Annotated in this window: 19 protein-coding genes and 1 pseudogene; 7 read left to right on the top strand and 13 right to left on the bottom strand. The window is 36.8% G+C overall.

What is annotated here, in order from left to right; genetic code table 11:
• Positions 1 to 28 precede the first annotated feature (28 nt).
• On the bottom strand, positions 29 to 853 hold the full coding sequence (locus tag MKX83_RS23250; protein ID WP_341058294.1) for a class I SAM-dependent methyltransferase: 825 nt from the start codon (positions 851 to 853) through the stop codon (positions 29 to 31).
• A 137-nt stretch (positions 854 to 990) separates the two neighbouring features.
• Here MKX83_RS23250 and MKX83_RS23255 point away from each other — a divergent pair, with 137 nt between their 5' ends.
• From MKX83_RS23255 to MKX83_RS23265, 3 genes are all read left to right on the top strand, one after another.
• Positions 991 to 1680 carry a response regulator transcription factor gene (locus MKX83_RS23255; RefSeq protein ID WP_095371429.1) on the top strand — a complete coding sequence of 230 codons (690 nt, stop codon included), beginning with the start codon at positions 991 to 993 and terminating at the stop codon, positions 1678 to 1680.
• Positions 1673 to 2782 (top strand): HAMP domain-containing sensor histidine kinase, encoded by a 1110-nt coding sequence (locus tag MKX83_RS23260; RefSeq protein ID WP_341058297.1) that lies wholly within the window; start codon positions 1673 to 1675, stop codon positions 2780 to 2782. The genes MKX83_RS23255 and MKX83_RS23260 overlap by 8 nt, the downstream gene beginning before the upstream one ends.
• Before the next feature lie 95 nt (positions 2783 to 2877).
• The gene (locus MKX83_RS23265) at positions 2878 to 3762 is read left to right on the top strand and encodes a M15 family metallopeptidase (protein WP_341058299.1); all 885 of its coding nucleotides are present in this window, start codon (positions 2878 to 2880) and stop codon (positions 3760 to 3762) included.
• 119 nt (positions 3763 to 3881) lie between these two features.
• On the opposite strand, the gene MKX83_RS23270 is transcribed toward MKX83_RS23265, so the two are convergent.
• The 7 genes from MKX83_RS23270 to MKX83_RS23300 all read right to left on the bottom strand — a co-directional run bounded on the left by MKX83_RS23270 (position 3882) and on the right by MKX83_RS23300 (position 9785).
• On the bottom strand, positions 3882 to 4562 hold the full coding sequence (locus MKX83_RS23270) for a DUF3885 domain-containing protein (RefSeq protein WP_095371427.1): 681 nt from the start codon (positions 4560 to 4562) through the stop codon (positions 3882 to 3884).
• Positions 4563 to 4574: 12 nt separating this feature from the next.
• Positions 4575 to 5363 carry a putative hydro-lyase gene (locus MKX83_RS23275; RefSeq protein ID WP_340976989.1) on the bottom strand — a complete coding sequence of 263 codons (789 nt, stop codon included), beginning with the start codon at positions 5361 to 5363 and terminating at the stop codon, positions 4575 to 4577.
• A gap of 23 nt (positions 5364 to 5386) precedes the next feature.
• On the bottom strand, positions 5387 to 6577 hold the full coding sequence (locus tag MKX83_RS23280; RefSeq protein ID WP_341058302.1) for an NRAMP family divalent metal transporter: 1191 nt from the start codon (positions 6575 to 6577) through the stop codon (positions 5387 to 5389).
• Positions 6577 to 7341, bottom strand: a complete 765-nt coding sequence (locus MKX83_RS23285) for a LamB/YcsF family protein (protein WP_095371424.1) — start codon at positions 7339 to 7341, stop codon at positions 6577 to 6579. The genes MKX83_RS23280 and MKX83_RS23285 overlap by 1 nt, the downstream gene beginning before the upstream one ends.
• A gap of 10 nt (positions 7342 to 7351) precedes the next feature.
• Complete coding sequence (locus MKX83_RS23290; RefSeq protein WP_095371423.1) at positions 7352 to 8341, bottom strand: 5-oxoprolinase subunit C family protein; 990 nt, start codon at positions 8339 to 8341, stop codon at positions 7352 to 7354.
• Positions 8338 to 9051: a 5-oxoprolinase subunit PxpB gene (gene pxpB, locus MKX83_RS23295; protein ID WP_095371422.1), complete on the bottom strand. Its 714-nt coding sequence runs from the start codon at positions 9049 to 9051 to the stop codon at positions 8338 to 8340. Before pxpB ends, MKX83_RS23290 begins: the two co-directional genes overlap by 4 nt.
• Positions 9052 to 9239: 188 nt before the next feature.
• The gene (locus MKX83_RS23300; RefSeq protein WP_095371421.1) at positions 9240 to 9785 is read right to left on the bottom strand and encodes a TetR/AcrR family transcriptional regulator; all 546 of its coding nucleotides are present in this window, start codon (positions 9783 to 9785) and stop codon (positions 9240 to 9242) included.
• Positions 9786 to 10011: 226 nt separating this feature from the next.
• Here MKX83_RS23300 and MKX83_RS23305 point away from each other — a divergent pair, with 226 nt between their 5' ends.
• Complete coding sequence (locus tag MKX83_RS23305) at positions 10012 to 10350, top strand: LysR family transcriptional regulator (protein ID WP_341058307.1); 339 nt, start codon at positions 10012 to 10014, stop codon at positions 10348 to 10350.
• A gap of 15 nt (positions 10351 to 10365) precedes the next feature.
• A pseudogene (locus MKX83_RS23310) lies at positions 10366 to 10920 on the top strand (LysR family transcriptional regulator substrate-binding protein); the annotation flags it as partial.
• Positions 10921 to 11050: 130 nt separating this feature from the next.
• On the opposite strand, the gene MKX83_RS23315 reads toward MKX83_RS23310, so the two are convergent.
• Complete coding sequence (locus MKX83_RS23315) at positions 11051 to 12397, bottom strand: GntP family permease (RefSeq protein ID WP_095371419.1); 1347 nt, start codon at positions 12395 to 12397, stop codon at positions 11051 to 11053.
• Between the two features lie 23 nt (positions 12398 to 12420).
• Positions 12421 to 13557 (bottom strand): glycerate kinase, encoded by a 1137-nt coding sequence (locus MKX83_RS23320; RefSeq protein ID WP_341058309.1) that lies wholly within the window; start codon positions 13555 to 13557, stop codon positions 12421 to 12423.
• Positions 13558 to 13742: 185 nt separating this feature from the next.
• On the opposite strand from MKX83_RS23320, the gene MKX83_RS23325 reads away from it, so the two are divergent.
• Positions 13743 to 14831: a CdaR family transcriptional regulator gene (locus MKX83_RS23325; protein WP_341058311.1), complete on the top strand. Its 1089-nt coding sequence runs from the start codon at positions 13743 to 13745 to the stop codon at positions 14829 to 14831.
• A 163-nt stretch (positions 14832 to 14994) separates the two neighbouring features.
• Here MKX83_RS23325 and MKX83_RS23330 read toward each other — a convergent pair whose 3' ends face one another.
• Entirely contained in the window at positions 14995 to 15819 is an 825-nt protein-coding gene (locus tag MKX83_RS23330; RefSeq protein WP_095371416.1) for a methyl-accepting chemotaxis protein, read from the bottom strand.
• Positions 15820 to 16002: 183 nt separating this feature from the next.
• Between MKX83_RS23330 and MKX83_RS23335 the strand changes: the two genes are divergently transcribed.
• Positions 16003 to 16764: an STAS domain-containing protein gene (locus tag MKX83_RS23335; RefSeq protein ID WP_341058314.1), complete on the top strand. Its 762-nt coding sequence runs from the start codon at positions 16003 to 16005 to the stop codon at positions 16762 to 16764.
• A 92-nt stretch (positions 16765 to 16856) separates the two neighbouring features.
• Here the strand turns inward: MKX83_RS23335 and MKX83_RS23340 are convergent, their stop codons facing one another.
• A complete protein-coding gene (locus MKX83_RS23340) occupies positions 16857 to 18227 on the bottom strand; it encodes an alanine/glycine:cation symporter family protein (RefSeq protein ID WP_095371414.1) in 1371 nt (456 codons plus the stop codon).
• Between the two features lie 532 nt (positions 18228 to 18759).
• On the bottom strand, positions 18760 to 19032 hold the full coding sequence (locus MKX83_RS23345) for a GNAT family N-acetyltransferase (RefSeq protein ID WP_095371413.1): 273 nt from the start codon (positions 19030 to 19032) through the stop codon (positions 18760 to 18762).
• Positions 19033 to 19203: the final 171 nt, after the last annotated feature.

A 19203-nucleotide genomic window follows, 5' to 3' on the forward strand; every position in this document is an offset into this window, starting at 1 on the left:
AAGAAAAGAAATAGAATATTTTTAAAGATTATTTCTGAACAAGGATAGCCATTGTCTCGCTTCTATCAGTGTAAGGTTCTCCAGCCACATTACTATACTCATTAATCACTTTAAATCCAGCATCCCGGAGCTCTCTTATCAACCGCTCCTTAGTAAAGTATTGATACCAAATGTGATACACATCAGCCGATTCTTCAGTCAGTACCAAAGTTTGTTCAAGAGAAATTTCATCATCATATTTTTTGTTATGAGAGATTTCCAAATGAGGATGGGCAGACCAAAACCCCCCATGATTATTCATTGACCATTGTTTTCCCTCTACAAAAGAATGATACTTATTAACGGTAAATACATCTAAAAATAGGCGTCCAGATTCAGTTAAGCAGCGATAAATATTCTTTAACAGCTGCTTGCGATTATTTGGTGATAATGCACCATAATCACAATAGATAAGCGTCGCAAAATCAAACGTATTTACGTCATCCATGATCAGATAATCCTCAAAGCGGTACTGTATCGGTAAATGCCTTTCACTAGCCTGGGATTTGGCGTAATCAATAGAGTTCTCGGAGAAATCAATCCCGGTAACCGCATAGCCTCTCATTGCCAGCTGTTCACAATAAAGACCTGGACCACAACCGAGATCAACTACTCTGTCTCCACTGTTCATAAGCTGTGAAATAAATCTTACCGAAGCATCTATAAATTTCGGTTCTCTACTCGCTCCTTCATGGTTTGGATTAAGATGTGCTTTTAAAAGCTGTTTTGCAATATACTCATCTTGCCAAAACATTTTTTCAGATGGTTGAAAAGCTTCTGGCTGTTCAATTTTGCTTAAAATCTCCTTATACATAAAAAGTCCTCCTGATCGAAAGTTATTGCATATTATAACAGAATTCAAGGAAGGTAACGATCATTCTCTTGCTGGATGAATACATGGTTAACGGCTATACTATAAGAGATTCTTACTGAAAATTAGAGGTGTACAACGTGAAGCACGTAAATATTTTGATTGCCGATGATGAGGCGGAAATTGCTGACCTTGTTGGGCTCCATTTGGAAAAAGAAGGATTTCATATTTTCAAAGTAAATGATGGAGAAGAAGCATTAAAAATTGTACAATCACAGCCAATTGATTTGGCTGTCTTAGATATTATGATGCCCCGTTTAGACGGACATGAAGTCACTAGAATGATTCGCAAACAAAACTATCTTTTTCCGATTATCTTTTTGAGCGCTAAAACATCTGATTTTGACCGTATCACCGGGCTTGTCATTGGAGCTGATGATTATATGACCAAACCGTTTAATCCTATGGAATTAGTGGCACGCGTCAAATCACAATTACGACGGACAATGCTGTATAATCAATCAGCTTCAAAAGAGAATATTTTAGAGTTTCGAGGACTTACGATTGATCCTGATCAACATAAAGTAACAAAATATGATACGGTCCTCTCTCTCACCCCGAAGGAATTTGATATTCTCCTCTTACTCGCTAACCATCCGAATAAGGTTTTTAGTGCAGAGCATATTTTTCAAACTGTGTGGGGAGATGCTTATTATGACAACCAAAATACAGTGATGGTTCATATTCGCACATTAAGAAAGAAACTTGGGGAAGACAAGAACGAGTTTATTAAAACCGTCTGGGGAGTAGGTTATGCCTTTCATGGTTAATTATAAAATTAATTTTCAAACGAAACTATTACTACTCGTCTTCGTTAGCATGATATTAGCTGGCGTAATCACATATTCACTTTTTGCATATATGCAATATTATTATCATCAGTTTGTGTTCATCGATGATCCTTTAGCTCGAATCAGATGGGCATTAGGAAATAAGGGTCTATTTATTATTTTTGCGATTCTATATATTCTATTTACACTCGTCATTTTCAAATTACTTACAAGACGAATTTCATCGTATTTCAGTCATATTTCACATGGTTTAAAGCAATTAGCTAACAGTGATTTTCAATATGAAACAAAAATTTCTACTAATGATGAATTTAGCCAGATAGCGATAGATTTAAATACAGCTAGTCTCAAGCTAAAAGAGGCGATTGAGCGTGGAGATTTTGCTGAGTCAAGCCGTGATCAGTTAATTGTCAATCTCGCCCATGACTTACGAACACCACTCACATCAGTCATCGGCTATTTAGATATTATCAAAAAAGACACTAGCTTAACCGAGGAACAAAAAAAGCATTATACTAACATTGTCTATAAAAAAGCTGGGCGGTTAGAAGAATTAATTGATCATCTTTTTGATATAACGAAATTAAATTATGGTAAGCTCTCTATTATCAAAAGTGAAATTAATTTAAGTGAGTTATTATTACAACTCTGTGAGGAAATGTATCCTGCCCTTAAGAAGAATCATTTAGAGGCAAGACTACATTTACAGCCCTCCTTAATGATTGAAGCAGATGGGAGACAATTAGCACGTGTATTTGAAAATCTCCTAAATAACGCAATACGCTATGGGGCAGATGGACAATTTATCGATATTCACACTTCATTAGACGATGAAGGAGCGATTGTGCAGATTATTAACTACGGTGATGATATCAGAGAAAAGGACCTACCTTATATTTTCGATTCCTTTTACACATCCGACCCTTCTCGTGCCCATCAAGAAGGTGGAACAGGGCTGGGGTTATTTATTGCCAAGAATATTGTTGAACAGCATGGCGGTCGTATTACTGTCAATAGTACAGTCATACAAACAAGCTTTGAGATTAGACTTCCCATTCATCCATCTACTTTGGATAATTAAAGGGATGATTTAAGAAAAACTTTATATTTACCCCTACTTTTTTTTAAGCTTTATTCTTTATCTTTAATTTTATGAATTGAAGGAGGAATAAACGTATGAAGAAGTGGGGATTTTTTTTAGCCATCATTTTATTTTTATTAATAGCCATCAATCAATATCTTACTTCGAATAAAGCCAATTTATTAAAGGAAGATATTGAATACGCCAATGAGGAGAACGAAAACAATGATTTCAAGCCCATACCTTCTAATCGAAATTTATCTGTAGAAGAAGATATGATAAACGATGGTCAGCTATTACTTGTTAATGAAGAACATCCATTGAAGAAAAATACAATACTAGACGATGTAGTCAACGTATTTGACTATGATGAATTAGAGAAAGAGTTTGGTCTTATCGATGATGATATACAATTGTCGATAGATTTATTAAATCGATTTAATGATATGATCCATGAAGCTAACAAAGAAGGAGATTTTCAATTTTTACTAACAAGTGGCTATAGAAGCTGGGACGCACAACAAACGCTGTATCAGGAAAAAGGGGCGGATTACGCTCTACCTGCTGGTTATAGTGAACATAATTTTGGACTTGCCCTTGATGTCGGTTCTCAAGCAACAACTATGTATAGAGCAAAGGAAGCCCAATGGTTAGAAGAGAAAGCTTGGATGTATGGCTTTATTTTACGATACCCTGAAAACAAAAGTGATATTACTGGCATTTCATATGAACCATGGCATATTCGCTATGTTGGTTTACCACATAGTGCAGTAATGCATAAGAAAAATCTTGTATTAGAGGAATATTTAAAACTGCTAGAAACAGAAAAGACAATTGACTTTACATTAGGTGATGTAACTTATCATATTCGATATTACCCGGTCCATGATAGCAAAACTATTACCTTACCGGATGACGATTACTATCAAATTTCTGGTGATAATAAAGAAGGTGTGATAGTCACTACTTACTCTCTTTAAAAAAATAACAGAGCTTTGACCATACTAATACATGAGAAACAAGAAAATTACCCGAGTGGTGTGCACAATTCAGCATGCACACCACTCGAGTATAATTAAGCAGGACTTCATAACCGTTGTTATAATACATCTTTCTCCATACCCAATCTTTGAACCACATCTGCTCGATCGACTTCATCAATCCAGTTACCATACTTTTCATATAGCTGCCTCAGTATCTGAACATTGCGGGCAATTACTTCACAACCACGATCATCGTATATGAAAAAGATGACATCTCTCGTTAAATTAATAAAGAAAACATCTGGATAATTGACATGATAACCACCAAAACGTGGTTTTAAAGGAAAGTCTTCATGAGCAGCTGCTTTTATAAGTGATTCTATTTGTATGTCTCGGCACTGACATAATAAAGAGAATTGTTGTAATTGGTATGCGTCTGCATCCTCCGCTTCAAAAGGGTAAGGCATGGTTTCCACCTGAAGTTGATACAACTTTTTACGTTGCTTCAAATGAGATTGGTAAACCTTTAATTTTCTCGTTCTCTTTTCTTTTTCAACCATTTTATACATATTAGTCACTAGCATCACTTCATCCTCGCTAGCAAATAACTCATTAAAAAGAGTTGTTGCCTGTTCATAAACAAGCTCAAATCTATCCATATTTAACTGACCTTGTTCGTTAAATTGGTAGATTTCTTCAGCGAACGTGAAAGGAATACCGATATTCCATTGCTGATAAATACTTGGCATTAGTTTTAATCCTGGAAAATGAGACTGCAAATAATTTGGTAACTCCATAGAAGCCCTTTCTTACATGATTGCATATTGTTCATTTAACACATCTGTAATAAACATATGACCAGGTGCATGCGTAATCATAATCTCTGGTTTTGCCCGCATCGCCACTGCTTGTGGGGTTACGCCACATGCCCAAAATACAGGAACTTCTCCATCTTTAATGGTAACCGCATCTCCGAACTCAGGCTTGTTAATATTTTTAATCCCTATTTTTTCAGGATTTCCTAAATGTACCGGGGCACCGTGGACTGAAGGAAAGCGACTCGTTACTTGAATAGCCCTTATCGCATCCGCTTCTTTCATTGGTCTCATACTTACCACCATCGGGCCTTCAAACATACCAGATTTTACACATTCAATATTAGTTTCATACATAGGCACATTGCAGTTTTCTTCAATATGTCTGATTGGAATATGATTATTTAAAAGCGCTTCTTCAAAAGTAAAGCTACATCCAATTAGGAAGCCAACCATATCTGTACGCCAATAACCGGTTGCATCCTGCACCTCATCCACAAGTTCTCCATGCTTATATATACGGTACTTAGGAATATCTGTCATAATATTGCCGTTTGGTGCGGCTAACTTTGGTATAACTGATCCGACCTCTGTTACATCTATAATCGGACAAGGCTTTTGGTTTCTTTGACAAAATAATAAAAAGTCAAAGGCAAGTTCTTTTGGTAATACAGCTAAATTCGCTTGGATAAAGCCATTAGCAATGCCAGCAGTAGGCTGCTTCCAATGACCGTCCCTAATCTGCTTACGTGCTTCTTCAGGACTTACTGTTGTTAAATTCAAACTTATTCACACCTTTCAAGCTATTATTCAAACAATTGTGGAATCCCATTAATTAAAGAGTAACCGCCCATTAATGCCATAACAATGACAATTAGTAGTCCAAACAAGGTTAACCATAAAGGATGTTTATAATCGCCAACAATCTTCGCCTTATGTGCAGCAATTAACATCACACCTAGAGCGATAGGCAAAATTAGTCCATTTAATGAACCAACTAATACGAGAATTTTCACTGGTTGTCCAATAATAACAAATACAAGGGTAGATATTGCGATAAAACCTACTGTAAACCATTTCGCATTTTTATCAATGAAATTGGTGAATGTCCGAATAAATGAAACGGATGTATAGGCCGCACCAACGACAGATGTAACCGCTGCTGCCCACATAATCACACCAAATATTTTATAGCCAACATTACCGGCAGCATGCTGAAACACGGATGCTGCTGGATTATCAGGGTTTAAAGTTAACCCTTGAGAAACAATCCCTAAAGCAGCTAAGAAAAGGAAAATTCTCATTAATGAAGCAATTCCAATGGCACTCACTGCACTTCTTGTTACTTGTGGTAAAGCTTCTTTCCCTTTAATACCAGCATCTAATAAACGATGCCCACCGGCAAAGGTAATGTAACCACCGACTGTTCCTCCTACTAGTGTAACAATAGCTAAAATATCAATCGTTTCAGGTACAAATGTACGTGTCACAGCTTCACCAACTGGAGGAGAGGCAGTAAACATGACATAAACCATCAATCCAATCATGACAAACCCTAGCACTTGTGTGAAACGGTCCATTAGCTTTCCTGCTTCTCTGACAACAAAAATACCAATAGCAACTAATCCACTTAATAAAGCGCCTAATTCTGGAGAAACACCAAATAATACATTCGTTCCAAGTCCAGCTCCAGCAATATTACCGATATTAAAAGCCAGTCCCCCCATCACTATGAGTAAGGCCAAGAAATAACCTAATCCAGGTAAAACCTGATTAGCGATATCTTGGGCTTTCTTTTCTGAGACGGCTAAAATTCGCCAAATATTTAATTGTGCTCCGATATCTATGATAATTGATACTAAAATAACAAACCCAAAGCTTGCTGCTAGTTTTTCTGTAAAAACAGTTGTTTGTGTTAAAAAGCCCGGCCCTATTGCTGAAGTAGCCATTAGGAAGGCTGCACCTAAAATAATACTTCTAGTTGATTGTGTTTTCATTAAGCTTCTCCTATTCGTCTCACTTGTATATTTTCTTTTTGTAGAGTCGCATGAATGAGTTTAGCAAATGCCAATGCATGTTTGCCGTCACCATGAATACAAACAGTATCTGCTAAGATGTCAACATCCTTTCCACTTACAGACGCTACTTTCCCTTCCTTTACCATACGAACGACCTGTGCGACCGCTACCTCTTGCTCGGTAATTAATGCATTTGATTCTCTCCTTGAAGTCAAGGAACCGTCATCTTGATACGTACGGTCAGAGAATACTTCACTTGCCGTTTTTAAACCTATCTTCGCACCCGCTTTTACTAGCTCGCTACCAGCTAAGCCAAACAAAATTAATTCTGGATCGACTTTGTACACCGCTTCTGCAATAGCTTCAGACAACTGAGCGTCTTTTGCTGCCATATTGAAAAGGGCTCCGTGTGGTTTAACATGTTGCAACTTTCCTCCCTCAGAATGAACAAAAGCGGACAATGCGCCAATTTGGTAGACAACAATATCATACGCTTCTTGAGGGGAGATATTCATTTCTCTTCTACCAAAGCCAACTAAGTCTTGTGTTCCTGGGTGAGCACCAATCCCCACTTTTTTCTCTAATGCCAGTTTCACTGTCTTACGCATCGTTGTTGCATCACCTGCATGAAAGCCACAAGCAATATTTGCACTGGTCACATAATTTAATATTTCTTCATCATTACCAATTGAATAGTTTCCAAAACTCTCACCTAAATCACAGTTTAAATCAATCTTTATCATCGTTATCCCCCTATTGATATTTTATTTGGATACTCCTTTTATACTCATAGAGCCTTTGCTCCTTTTGAATAAAGAGCTTTTGAGCTTCTGTAAAAGATATTTTTTCAAAATATACCTCTTCTCCAGGCTTTGTTTGAGCCAATACATGTAAATCGATGGATGCCACCTGCCCAATCTTCGGGTATCCCCCAGTCGTTTGCCTATCAGCCATTAAGATGATTGGTTGCCCATCGGGAGGTACTTGAATGGTCCCCATAGCAACAGCCTCTGAGATCATTTCTTTCTCTTCTGATAATGCGAGTGCACTACCATTCAGGCGATATCCCATTCGATCCGATTGTGAAGCTACCTTATAAGGGTTATTGAATAATGCTATTTTGCTTTCTTTATTAAAAAGAGAAAATTGCTTCCCTTCAATGACTCTAATTCTTTGATTAGAGGGTCTTCTCATCTGAATCGGTATATGCCATTTTGCTTCAACAAATGGCTTGTCAGATTGTTTTAATGAAGCGATCATTTTTTTCGATAAGCTACTCTTCTCTTTTACAGTTAATCGATCGCCTTTTTGAAGCGCGCGCCCATTATGTCCACCAATATGTGCACGTAAATAAGTAGCATAACTATCCATGACCAACTCGACATCAAAACCACCAGCAATGGCTAAATAAGTACGACAGCCCTCTTTATACGAGGCGAATGTTAGCTCACTTCCGGCATTTACCCAAATAGGTTTCCACAGACTTACTTGCTGTCCATTAATTTGCGGACCGATATCTCCACCACAAAGACTAATCAAACAATCTTCGTGAAAAACAATTCGTGGGCCGATTAATGTCATTTCTAATGTAGGTTGTTCTTCGGAGTTCCCGACAAGCATATTCGCAATCTTATGAGCATCTTGATCCATGACACCACTGGCGATTACACCATATTTCTGGTATCCTGTTCGGCCAAGATCTTGTAGGGTCGATAATAAACCTGGTTTCTTAATCTCTATCATGACTGTTCAGCCTCCAATTGCTTATACTCATCAAAGCTAATTGGCTTAAATTGAATGCGATCGCCAGCCCTTAACAAAGTTGGCATTTCTTCCTGTGGTGTAAATAATTCGATTGGCGTCCTTCCAATCAATTGCCAACCTCCAGGTGTTTCAATAGGATATACACCTGTTTGCATCCCTGCAATCCCAACAGTCCGAGCTGGAATTTGTAGCCTTGGTGATTTCCTCCTAGGTGCAGCAATCTTATCAGACATCCCTCCAATGAATGGAAACCCCGGGGCAAAACCAATCATATGGACCAAATAATCACCAGCTGAGTGAATTTCGATTACTTCATCTGGTGTTAGGTGATTTAACCGGGCAACCTCATGTAAATCGGGACCAAATTCTCCACCATAACAGACAGGAATGTCAATTTTCCTGGAAGATAGGCGATTTTGTGTATCCACAGATTTTAATAATTCATTCAGTTCTGCGCATACAAATTCATAAGGTAGTTGTTCTTTATCGCATAATTGACTAACCTTCCAAATGTCATAAAATACCGCAATATTCGTGTAAGCTGGAATGCATTCCTTCATCCACGGTAAGCGTTGATCCTCGAGAAAATTCGAGAACATTTGAATTTTTTGTTGGGTTTCAGATGAAATCTGATCCCCTAATTCTATAAGAAGAGCTTGGTCTCCCAACGGACAAAAATGCCATTTCAATTTACACCCCTCCTTATCTAAGCTGTTCAGTTTATTTGTAAAAAATTCAATTATACTAATAATCTATCTATACAGATTATTTTATTTAAATAATACAATAAAGTATTAAAAATAAAAAGCAACCCTAACGATATTTACTATCTTTCAATAATAAAGATTGTTAGAGTTGCTTTATTGATGAATGCTTATTAGTTTTTTGTATTTAATTGATAATGATTCATCAAGTTCGTGATTTGATTACAAAAATGAGTAGCATTTTTCTCGCAATCCTCTTTTACCCAGTTTAGTATAATTTTGGTGAACCCGCCAATTTGAAATTGAATTAAGTATTCTGCAATATCAACGTCAGTGAAAACTTCCGCTAGCCCCTCTTCGATCATTTCAATGAATTCTTCCATAACTAAGTATTCCAAATCATGTGCAAATAGCTTTCTCAATACTGGTTTTTGTAGTTCTGTGATCATAAACATCATATGGATCATTTGCGCTATAGTTAGATTATCTTGTTTCTTCCTCATATTGAATAAATCTCTATACAATTGACGTAAATAGATGCGTATAATATCTTCTTTTGTGCCAAAGTTTCTATAAAAAGTTATTCGTGCAATCCCTGCTTGTTTCGTAATTGCTGATATTTTTATTTCACGAAATTGAAATTGATTCATCAAATCCATTAAAGCACTACACACAATCTCACGTGTTTTGGTTACTTGCTTATTCGTTGCTTCATTCAATTGTCTACTCCTTTTTAAGGATATTATTTACTTTCTCTCTATAAACACAATTGCTCTAATCTAGTTCTAAATTCTCAATTAATTACAACGAAACACATTCTTTTTACCTATAACATATTTATTTTAACACAAAACGCTCTATAAAAACCTGCTCAAAAATATATAGATAGAATCGTCGAATTAACAGTATACTAATTTTGAATCCATAAAAACTAGGTGATAGTAAATGACCTTTGATCAACTAAAACATTTTTCAACTGTGGCAAAAACACAATCATTCACTGTGGCAGCTCATGAACTTTTCCTTTCTATATCGGCATTAAGTCAATCTATCAGTAGTTTAGAGACCGAGCTAGGGTTGATGTTGTTTAAACGCTCCCGTTCTGGTGCCCATTTAACTGCTGAAGGCGCTCTATTAATTGAAAAGGCCGAAGAAATCATGAAGATGACGAAAGAGTTTCAAACATTCGCGCAAGCGCAAACAGAAAAACTCCAAGGACATCTTCGTATTTCTACAATACCAGGTCCTTCAAACGCTTTACTTGCCGCTGTATTTTCATTTTAGAAAGAACATCCAAATGTCTCCATAGAGCTTCAAGAGTTAGGACCAAAGGAGATAACAGAAAAACTAATCAACGAAGAAATGGACGTGGGTATGCTTGTTGTTGGACCATCTTCTGAAGTAAATGAAGATAAATTCCACTTTGAACCACTGCTAGAAGGCTATATGGTTGCTGGGGTACAAGCCCATTCCACACTTGCTGAAAAGCCTTTTATTTCAAAAAAGGATTTATCAAGATATCCCATTATTTTATATCAAGATGCTTACCTTAATCAGACGATCAAACAGCTTCTTGATAACAATAGCCAAAGAAATCTAGTTGTAAAAACCAATCATACAAATGCAATTACCCAATGGGTATCTAGTGGTAATGCAATAACGATTGGACTTGATTATTCATTTCAGCATATTGATGGGATTACCGGGGTGAAAATACAAGAATTAAAAGAAGAAAGAGTTCACTACGGCTGGGTTCATTTAAAGAAAAAACATATAAACCGACTGACAGATATTTTCCTTGAAACATTAAATCAGGAAATTAATAAGCTTATTGCGCAATCAAACGAGATGTGACATTTATGAAAAGGAACGTCCTCTGCATAAGAAAATGAAAATTGACTAAGAACATCCGTTTAAAGGTGTAAAAATCCGAACGCACACGAACCCTAAAAAAGGCATTCGAGTGACTGTTCGGATTTTGTTCTTATACTAAAATAACCCACAAAATCATTGCTACGATGATAGAAACAAGTCCTTGTAATAATGTCGCCATCGTTTGAGCTTTGTAAGCATCTGTTACCTTCATACCAGTAAATTGTGTAACAACCCAGAAGTAACTATCGTTCACATGACTAACGGTCATTGCACCCGCTCCAATAGCCATTACAACTAATGCTAGCGGTACTGCTCCTTCAATACCGACAACCGGAAGCATTGGGGCAATTAATGAAGATGTTAGTACTAATGCTGTAGTTGATGAACCTTGTGCTGACTTTAATGCTGCGGCAATCAAGAAAGGGATAATCAAGAAAAGCGCACCCGTAAACATATCGGAAATGTCCCAACCTTGAATAATATCCGCAACACCAGAGTTTTTGATTACTGTTCCAAAAACCCCGCCTGCTCCGGTAATTAAAAGTACTGGCGCGGCATCTAATAATCCTTTACCAACCCAATTAGTTAATGTTTCCTCATTAAATTGAGGTAATAATGGTAGAGCAGCGAGAATACCTATGAACAATGCTATAACTGGTGTACCTAAGAAACCAATAAATTGTGCAAACCAACCTTCGTATCCCAGAACGGCAACAATTGAACCTAAACCGATTAATAGAATGGGTAAAATAATTGGGAAGAACGCTTGAAAAGTCGAAGGCATCTTACCAAATGAAGCGACAACCTTATCATAATCGAATTCTTCTGTGTTACGATCCTCTGGAACTTCAATTTTTGTTGCTACTTTAACTGACCAAAGATAACCAATGGCAGCAGCAGGAATGGCCACAATAAAACCAATTAAAATCACTGTTCCTAAATAGGCTTCTGCACCAATATTTCCCGCAGCGGCAATTGGGCCTGGTGTTGGTGGTACAAGTGTATGAGTGGCATATAATCCTGTAGCTAGTGCTACAGACATTGAAGCCATCGTTACTTTAGCTCTCTTAGCTAATGCCTGGCGTAAACTATTAAGAATAATAAAACCAGAATCACAGAACACTGGAATAGAAACGATGAAACCAATAATACTCATGGCAAGCTGTGGTCTCTTTGGACCCACGATACGTAACACAACCTCTGCCATTCGATAAGCCGCACCTGCTTTTTCTAAGATCACTCCAATAATTGTTCCAAACACAATGACAAGACCGATACTTGTCATAACACCGCCAAATCCACTATTAATGCTCTCAACTATTAAATCAAATGGCATTCCTGATGCAAATCCAACGAATAGAGCACCTATTAGTAAAGACATAAATGGATGAATCTTAAACTTTGTTGTCGCTAATACGATAATTAAAACCCCAATAGCAATGATGAAGAATAACATTCTTTTCCCTCCTAAAAATGGATTTATCTTTGAAACGCAATAAATGTTCTCATTACTCGTTCAGCAGCATCCGCTAGCAATTCTGCTGAACGCTCCATCGCCTCGTCTAACTCCATAGGACTTGTCACTAAACTGTGGACACTAGTAATGCCATATTCATATAACTCTTCAATACCTTTACCAATAGAACCCGCTAGAACAAAGACAGGAATATGATTTATTCTCGCTGCCTCTGCCACACCCATAGGTGTCTTACCAGAGGCTGTTTGAAAATCACACTGGCCTTCACCAGTAAATACACAATCGGCATTCACCATTCTTTCCTTTAGTCCAGTGTACTCAATAACAAGATCAATCCCTCTTTTCATATCTGCATTGAAAAAGGCTTGGAAAGCACCACCAATTCCTCCTGCTGCACCTGCACCCGGCCGATCATGTAAGCGAACTTTAGTCGCATGCTCAATCACATCTGCCCAGTTACCCATATAGTGATCTAACATCTCAACCACTTCAGGACTTGCCCCTTTTTGAGGACCAAAAACATGGGAAGCACCATTAGGACCAATAAACGGATTCTGTACATCAGAAGCGATTAGAAATTGACAATCCTTAATCCGCGAATCAAGAGAGTCTAATTGAACAGACGTAACTTCACCTAGCGCTTCACCACCAAGACCAATTTCATCTCCGGCATCGTTCATTATTTTCAGCCCTAGAGCTTGTAACATACCAGCTCCGCCATCATTGGTAGCGCTTCCACCAACTGCTAAAATAAAATGGCGATAACCATCATTTAACGCTTTCTTAATTAATTCTCCTGTGCCAAAAGTTGTAGCAATCAGTGGATTGCGTTCACTTTTATCTATAAGCTCTAGACCAGAGGCACTCGCCATCTCAATAACACATGTCTTTTCATCGCCGAGTACACCATACTCCGCCGCGACCTTTTTGTGTAATGGACCCATCACACTAACTTTTACCTTTTTCCCCCCCGTTGCGGAAACAAGACTATCCATTGTTCCTTCTCCACCATCCGCTACAGGAACAGAAATAACTTCGCACGAAGGAAGCGCTTTCTTAACACCTTTAGCAATTGCTTCTGCAGCAGAAACACTCGATAAGCTACCCTTATATGAATCAGGTGCAATAACTACTTTCATAAACTCGCCACCTAACATCTATTGTGTTATCCTTATTATAATTATGTGTCATACTATTTGTCATCGTTATGATTGAACAAAAAAACAGATTATTTTGGTTAAATTTTTATCTATTATAAACAGATTGTGATATTATTTTACTGATATATAACAAACGAAATGAAGAGAATAAGGATGGGCCATATATGTTAACTCGTGAAATTGCCGCAGAAATTGTTAAGCAAACCATGGTTAGACTGGATAGAAATATAAACATTATGGATGATAGAGGCAAAATAATTGCATCTGGTAACCCCGATCGAATCAATATGATTCATGAGGGAGCAACAGAAGTTTTACGTACTGGTAGAGCTGTCACCATTAGTGATAAGGATATACAGTGGAAAAACTCATATCCCGGTGTTAACCTACCTATTCATTTTCAAAAAAAAATCATCGGTGTGATTGGCATTACTGGTGACCCAGATGAAATTTTTGAATTTGGTGAGTTAGTAAAAATGATTACAGAGATGATGATTCAACAATCCTTTAGTTTAGATCAGTTAGAGTGGCAACAAAAAGCGAAGGATCATTTATTCGATGATTTATTGCAGGACTCAATTGAAGATTCATCGATTGAACAACGATTTAAACTATTTGAGATTCATCTTTTGCCCCCCTTTCAAGTGTCAGTCATTAAAACAGATATGCCCAAATTGAAAAAAAATGACTTCATCCAATGGGTGGAAAGATTTTTTCCCAAAGAGAATACATTGATTGGTTTCCTAGGAATCAATCAACAATTTATACTTCATACCGGGTTAACAGAGGAGCAAATCATTCATCGGTATCAAAGTTTCATTTCATTTATAGAAGAAAATCAACTTACTGCAAGAATTGGGTTGGGTTCCAATGTGAAGACTGTCAATAACATTCAACATTCCTATCGGCAATCCATTTCGGCTTTAACATTAAGTGCAGAGTCTTCTATTTTTGCTACTTTTAAAGATATTGAAGCACAAGCATTACTGAATGAACTGAGTGAAGCATCTAAAACTTACTATTATACAAGAGTACTGAATGGACTTTCTGAGAAGCTAATTGAGACACTTGAAAGCTTGTTTGCAAATAATTTAAACCTTGGAGAATGTGCGAAAAGTTTATTTATCCATAGAAACTCACTCATTTATCGGCTAAAGAAAATCAAAGAAATAACCGGATATAACCCACAGCATACTCTCGATGCGATTACATTGCAACTTGCGATTTGGCTTAGACAAATGCATAAAGAGTAACTGGTTAAATACCTTCCTCACTTGTTGGTTCTCTGACTCTTGTAAAAATACTATTTGTGATTTCAAGTAAAAAAAGCTCGCCATCTGGTGAGCTTTTCTAATCTATCTACTAATTAATGAAATGAAATAAAATACTTTAAAAAACCAAATCTGGTGGACCATACTAATTAGACAATCGCGCAAACGACTGTAAAGTTTCATCTATATCATCTTTTGTCCGTGAAACAATATCTTTTAGCTCATCAGTTATCTCATACACATTCACGACTTGCTCTGTAATATTCTCAATATTTATATTTACTTCTTTCATCGCATTATCAGCTGAGACAGATAGCTTTTTAACTTCTTTGGCAACAACTGCAAACCCTCTTCCTTTTTCACCAGCATGAGCTGCCTCAATAGCAGCATTAATTGCCAATAAATTCGTCTGAGATGCAATATTTCGAATAAGTTTAGATGTTTCTTCAATTAGCTTCATTTGTTGTTTCAACGTTTCTAAAGCTAATACCTTTTCATTAGAGTTAGATAATACCAGTTCAACCAGATGTGTGGGCGCCATTTTTAATTTTGAGATCATCTCATTTGTATGCTGCTCCCTTTCAGTAATGTCCGTGGCAATTTTTAAAACTCCCTTTACCTCTCCTTTCGTTCCTATAACAGGAATATATGTCGCTTCTAACCACAATAATTGGCCAAACTTACCCACTCTTTTGATTTTCTCTTGAAACTTTCTTCCCCTTCTCAAATTACGCCATAGCTCAAGATAGGTTGAACCATTCACCTCTTCAATAGTACAGAAATTCTGATGATCCATTCCTACCATTTCTCCTGACTGATACCCCAGTACTCTGGCAAAATTATCGTTAACCCATATCACTTCTCTATCCAAATTAAACTCAATCATGGCTAAATTTCTCTCAAGTGATGCTAACACTTCATTATTATCTAACACTTGATGATTTTCCTGAAAACCAATTGTTGTATTCATACATGCTCCCTTTCATACGCTAGTAGTTCTTTTTACCCACATCAAACATAAACGAAACCTACAACAGAATATAGTTTTATTTCATCTACTTAAACAAAAAGGTCTTTCCTTTGTTTTTTGCCAAAAAGGAAGAGATAATAAATAGATGGAAATTTGCCAAAGGTGGGGTTAGCACTGAATAAAATGAATATGGAACTCATATTAAAGACACTTGATTATACACGCGTTGGTATTTTAATTACCGATCCGAGTAAGCATGATAACCCTATTATCTATTCTTCTAAAGGTTTTACTGATATGACAGGTTACACCAAAGAGGAGGTAATCGGTAATAATTGTCGTTTTCTACAAGGCGAGCAAACAAGTAATGAAACCATTGCTCGTATTAGAGAAGCAGTAACAAGAAAAGAATCCATACAATGTGAAGTTCTAAATTATAAGAAGAACGGCGATATTTTCTGGAATCACTTAACAATTGATTCGGTTTATATGGAAGAGGAGGAAGCCCATTTTTTTATCGGTGTTCAACATGATATAACTGAACAGAAAGAGGCCGAGCAAAAGTATTTACAGTCCTTACAGAGAATCGAAGAACTTGAAACACCTATTATTCCACTCACAGATAAGGTATCTGTTCTCCCTTTAGTTGGAGAGATGAATGAAAGTCGTTACCATAAGATGACAACGCAATTATTGCAATCATTAGAGAATACATTTGCTGAAACCCTATTAATCGATGTAAATGGATTAACTACTTATAATGAAGAAATTATGCAAAGATTTATTGAACTAGCAAATGTATTATCATTAATGGGTACGTCTATGATATTATGTGGAATCAAACCGGCAATGGCACAGAAATCAATTACATTTGCCGATCGACCTACAAGTAAGCTTAGAACCGCTAGTACAATTAGAGCTGCTCTTGATATTGCTTCTAAATAAAGGAAAAATGCAACTCTAATTGATAGCAGTTGCATTTTTTTCAAATGATTATTTTGGTGTCAGGCTAAACTTTCAATGAATAAACCAACAACTTATCCTGCCATCGATTGTTTCTTCTCTTCTTGTTTCTCTTTTTTTCTAATCTCAGTGAATTTCCGGGATTCAGCCACAATGACTGGAGATAGAAGCAAGAGAGCAATTAAGTTTGGTAAGGCCATTAGTGCATTAAAGATATCAGCAATTCCCCAAACCATTTCTAACTCTAAAGCCGAGCCAATGAGTACTGTTATGACAAACAGCACCTTGTATATCACTGCATTTTGATCACCAAATAAATAACCAAAACATTTCTCGCCATAATAAGACCAACCAATAATAGTCGAATAAGCAAAGAACATAATACCAATAACTACAAGCATATTACCTACACCAGGTAAGAAGAATTCAAATGCTTCTCCCGTTAAACTAGAAGCATTTTCATGCCCGACATAAAGACCACTTAATACAATCGTTAAACCAGTAATCGAACAAACAATAATTGTATCAATAAATGTTCCTGTCATTGAAACTAACGCTTGTCTACCAGGATAATCTGTTTTAGCCGCTGCGGCTGCGATGGGTGCTGAACCAAGCCCCGCTTCATTAGAGAATACCCCACGAGCGATACCATAACGAATGGCCATCCCGACTGCACCACCAGTTGCTGCGGATGGGTTAAAGGCCTCAGAGATAATAAAACCTAATGCTTGAGGTACTTCAGTAATATTCATAAAGATAATAATAAGTCCACCAGCTAAATAAAATAATGCCATGAAAGGAACGAATATACCCGTAACTCGACCAATTCCTTTAATTCCACCTAACAGTACTAATCCTGTTAATACCATTAGAACAACACCCGTAATCCATGGGTTCACCCCGAAATTGGCTTCAAATGAGCCAGCAACAGTATTTGCTTGTGTCATATTACCAATTCCAAATGATGCCAAAAATCCAAAGAGAGCAAATAATACAGCTAACCATTTCCAGCCGAGACCTTTTTCAATATAATACATCGGTCCCCCGGAGATTTCACCTTTACTATTCGTCACGCGGTATTTAACTGCTAAAATGGCTTCACCGTATTTTGTCGCCATTCCAAAAAATGCAGCTAACCACATCCAGAATAAAGCACCGACCCCACCAAGCATCACTGCTGTCGCTACACCGGTAATATTTCCTATCCCAAGTGTGGCTGCCATTGCTGTCATCAAAGATTGAAAGTGGGATATATCCCCTTTATCTTTATTGTTTTTATCACTTTTACTAAAAGTAAGCTTTAAGGCATACGGAAGTTCCCTTATTTGGATAAACCCTAACCTAAAAGTAAGGAAGATCCCCGTTCCCACTATCAATACTAGGGTTACTGGCCCCCATACAAAATTACCTACTACGCTTATTAAGTTCTGTAGCCATTCCATCATTTTCCCTCCTCTTTCATTTTCTGTTATACAACAATAAACAATTAGATTGAATTATTATATTATAATAGATTCTTTACAAAAAATAAATACGAATTAAAGCATTACCACGTTATTTTGTTGAACATTTTCTAAATTTTTATCATAGTAAGAAAATTAACTTAACTTATAAAGTCTAAAAATTCTAAACTATTAGCCTATAATTCTCTTCTTATATAAGAATCACCTCTTTTTTTCTTCAAAATAATGATGAATTCTGTCGAACAAATAACCAATACTTTTGTTTTAAGAATATATTACTGTAAAATTAAATCTTTTGAAGCGGGAACAATGCCTTAAGGGAGAGGAGATTTACCCCATAAGAGGACCTTTATAGAACCTAGAATGGGTTGTATGTATTCAAACACATCTTAAAAATTTAAGTGGTAGACCATCCTATCATATCTAACGATAGTGTTTTAAATTTGAACATTACATGGGAGGAATCACTTGATTGAAGCAAATAAAAAAAGTAGGGGTCGCCTACTTTTTTGGTTTAAGCTTGCACTTCCCGATATTCTGCTTTCTTCTTAAATAGGGCAGCGACAAAGGGACAAGCTGGGACAATTTTTTTATTTTGACTTTTCACCTCTTGCACAACCGAATCCACTAGTTGTTCAGCAAGTCCAGTCCCTCTTGCTTCTTCCTCTACATATGTATGATCAATAACAATGGTGTGATCGTTTCTTTCCGAAAAAGTAACTTCTCCTTGTTCCTTCCCACTATCATCGATACCATAATGTCGATTGCTTGCTTTTTTAATTTCCACGCCTCACACCTCCTTCTTTTGAATGATGGTCTTCATGATGCTTTTCTCAAAAACACGAACCGTACACGTTATAAGAGCAGCGTACCTTTTTAATTATAGTATGTGCTAATGTTTACTGGGATATGTACTATTTTCGCTTTGGTTTATCCATCTGAATGACGGGCAACTCCT

The organism is Cytobacillus sp. FSL M8-0252 (assembly GCF_038007345.1).
GTDB classification, from domain to species: domain Bacteria; phylum Bacillota; class Bacilli; order Bacillales; family Cytobacillaceae; genus Cytobacillus; species Cytobacillus kochii.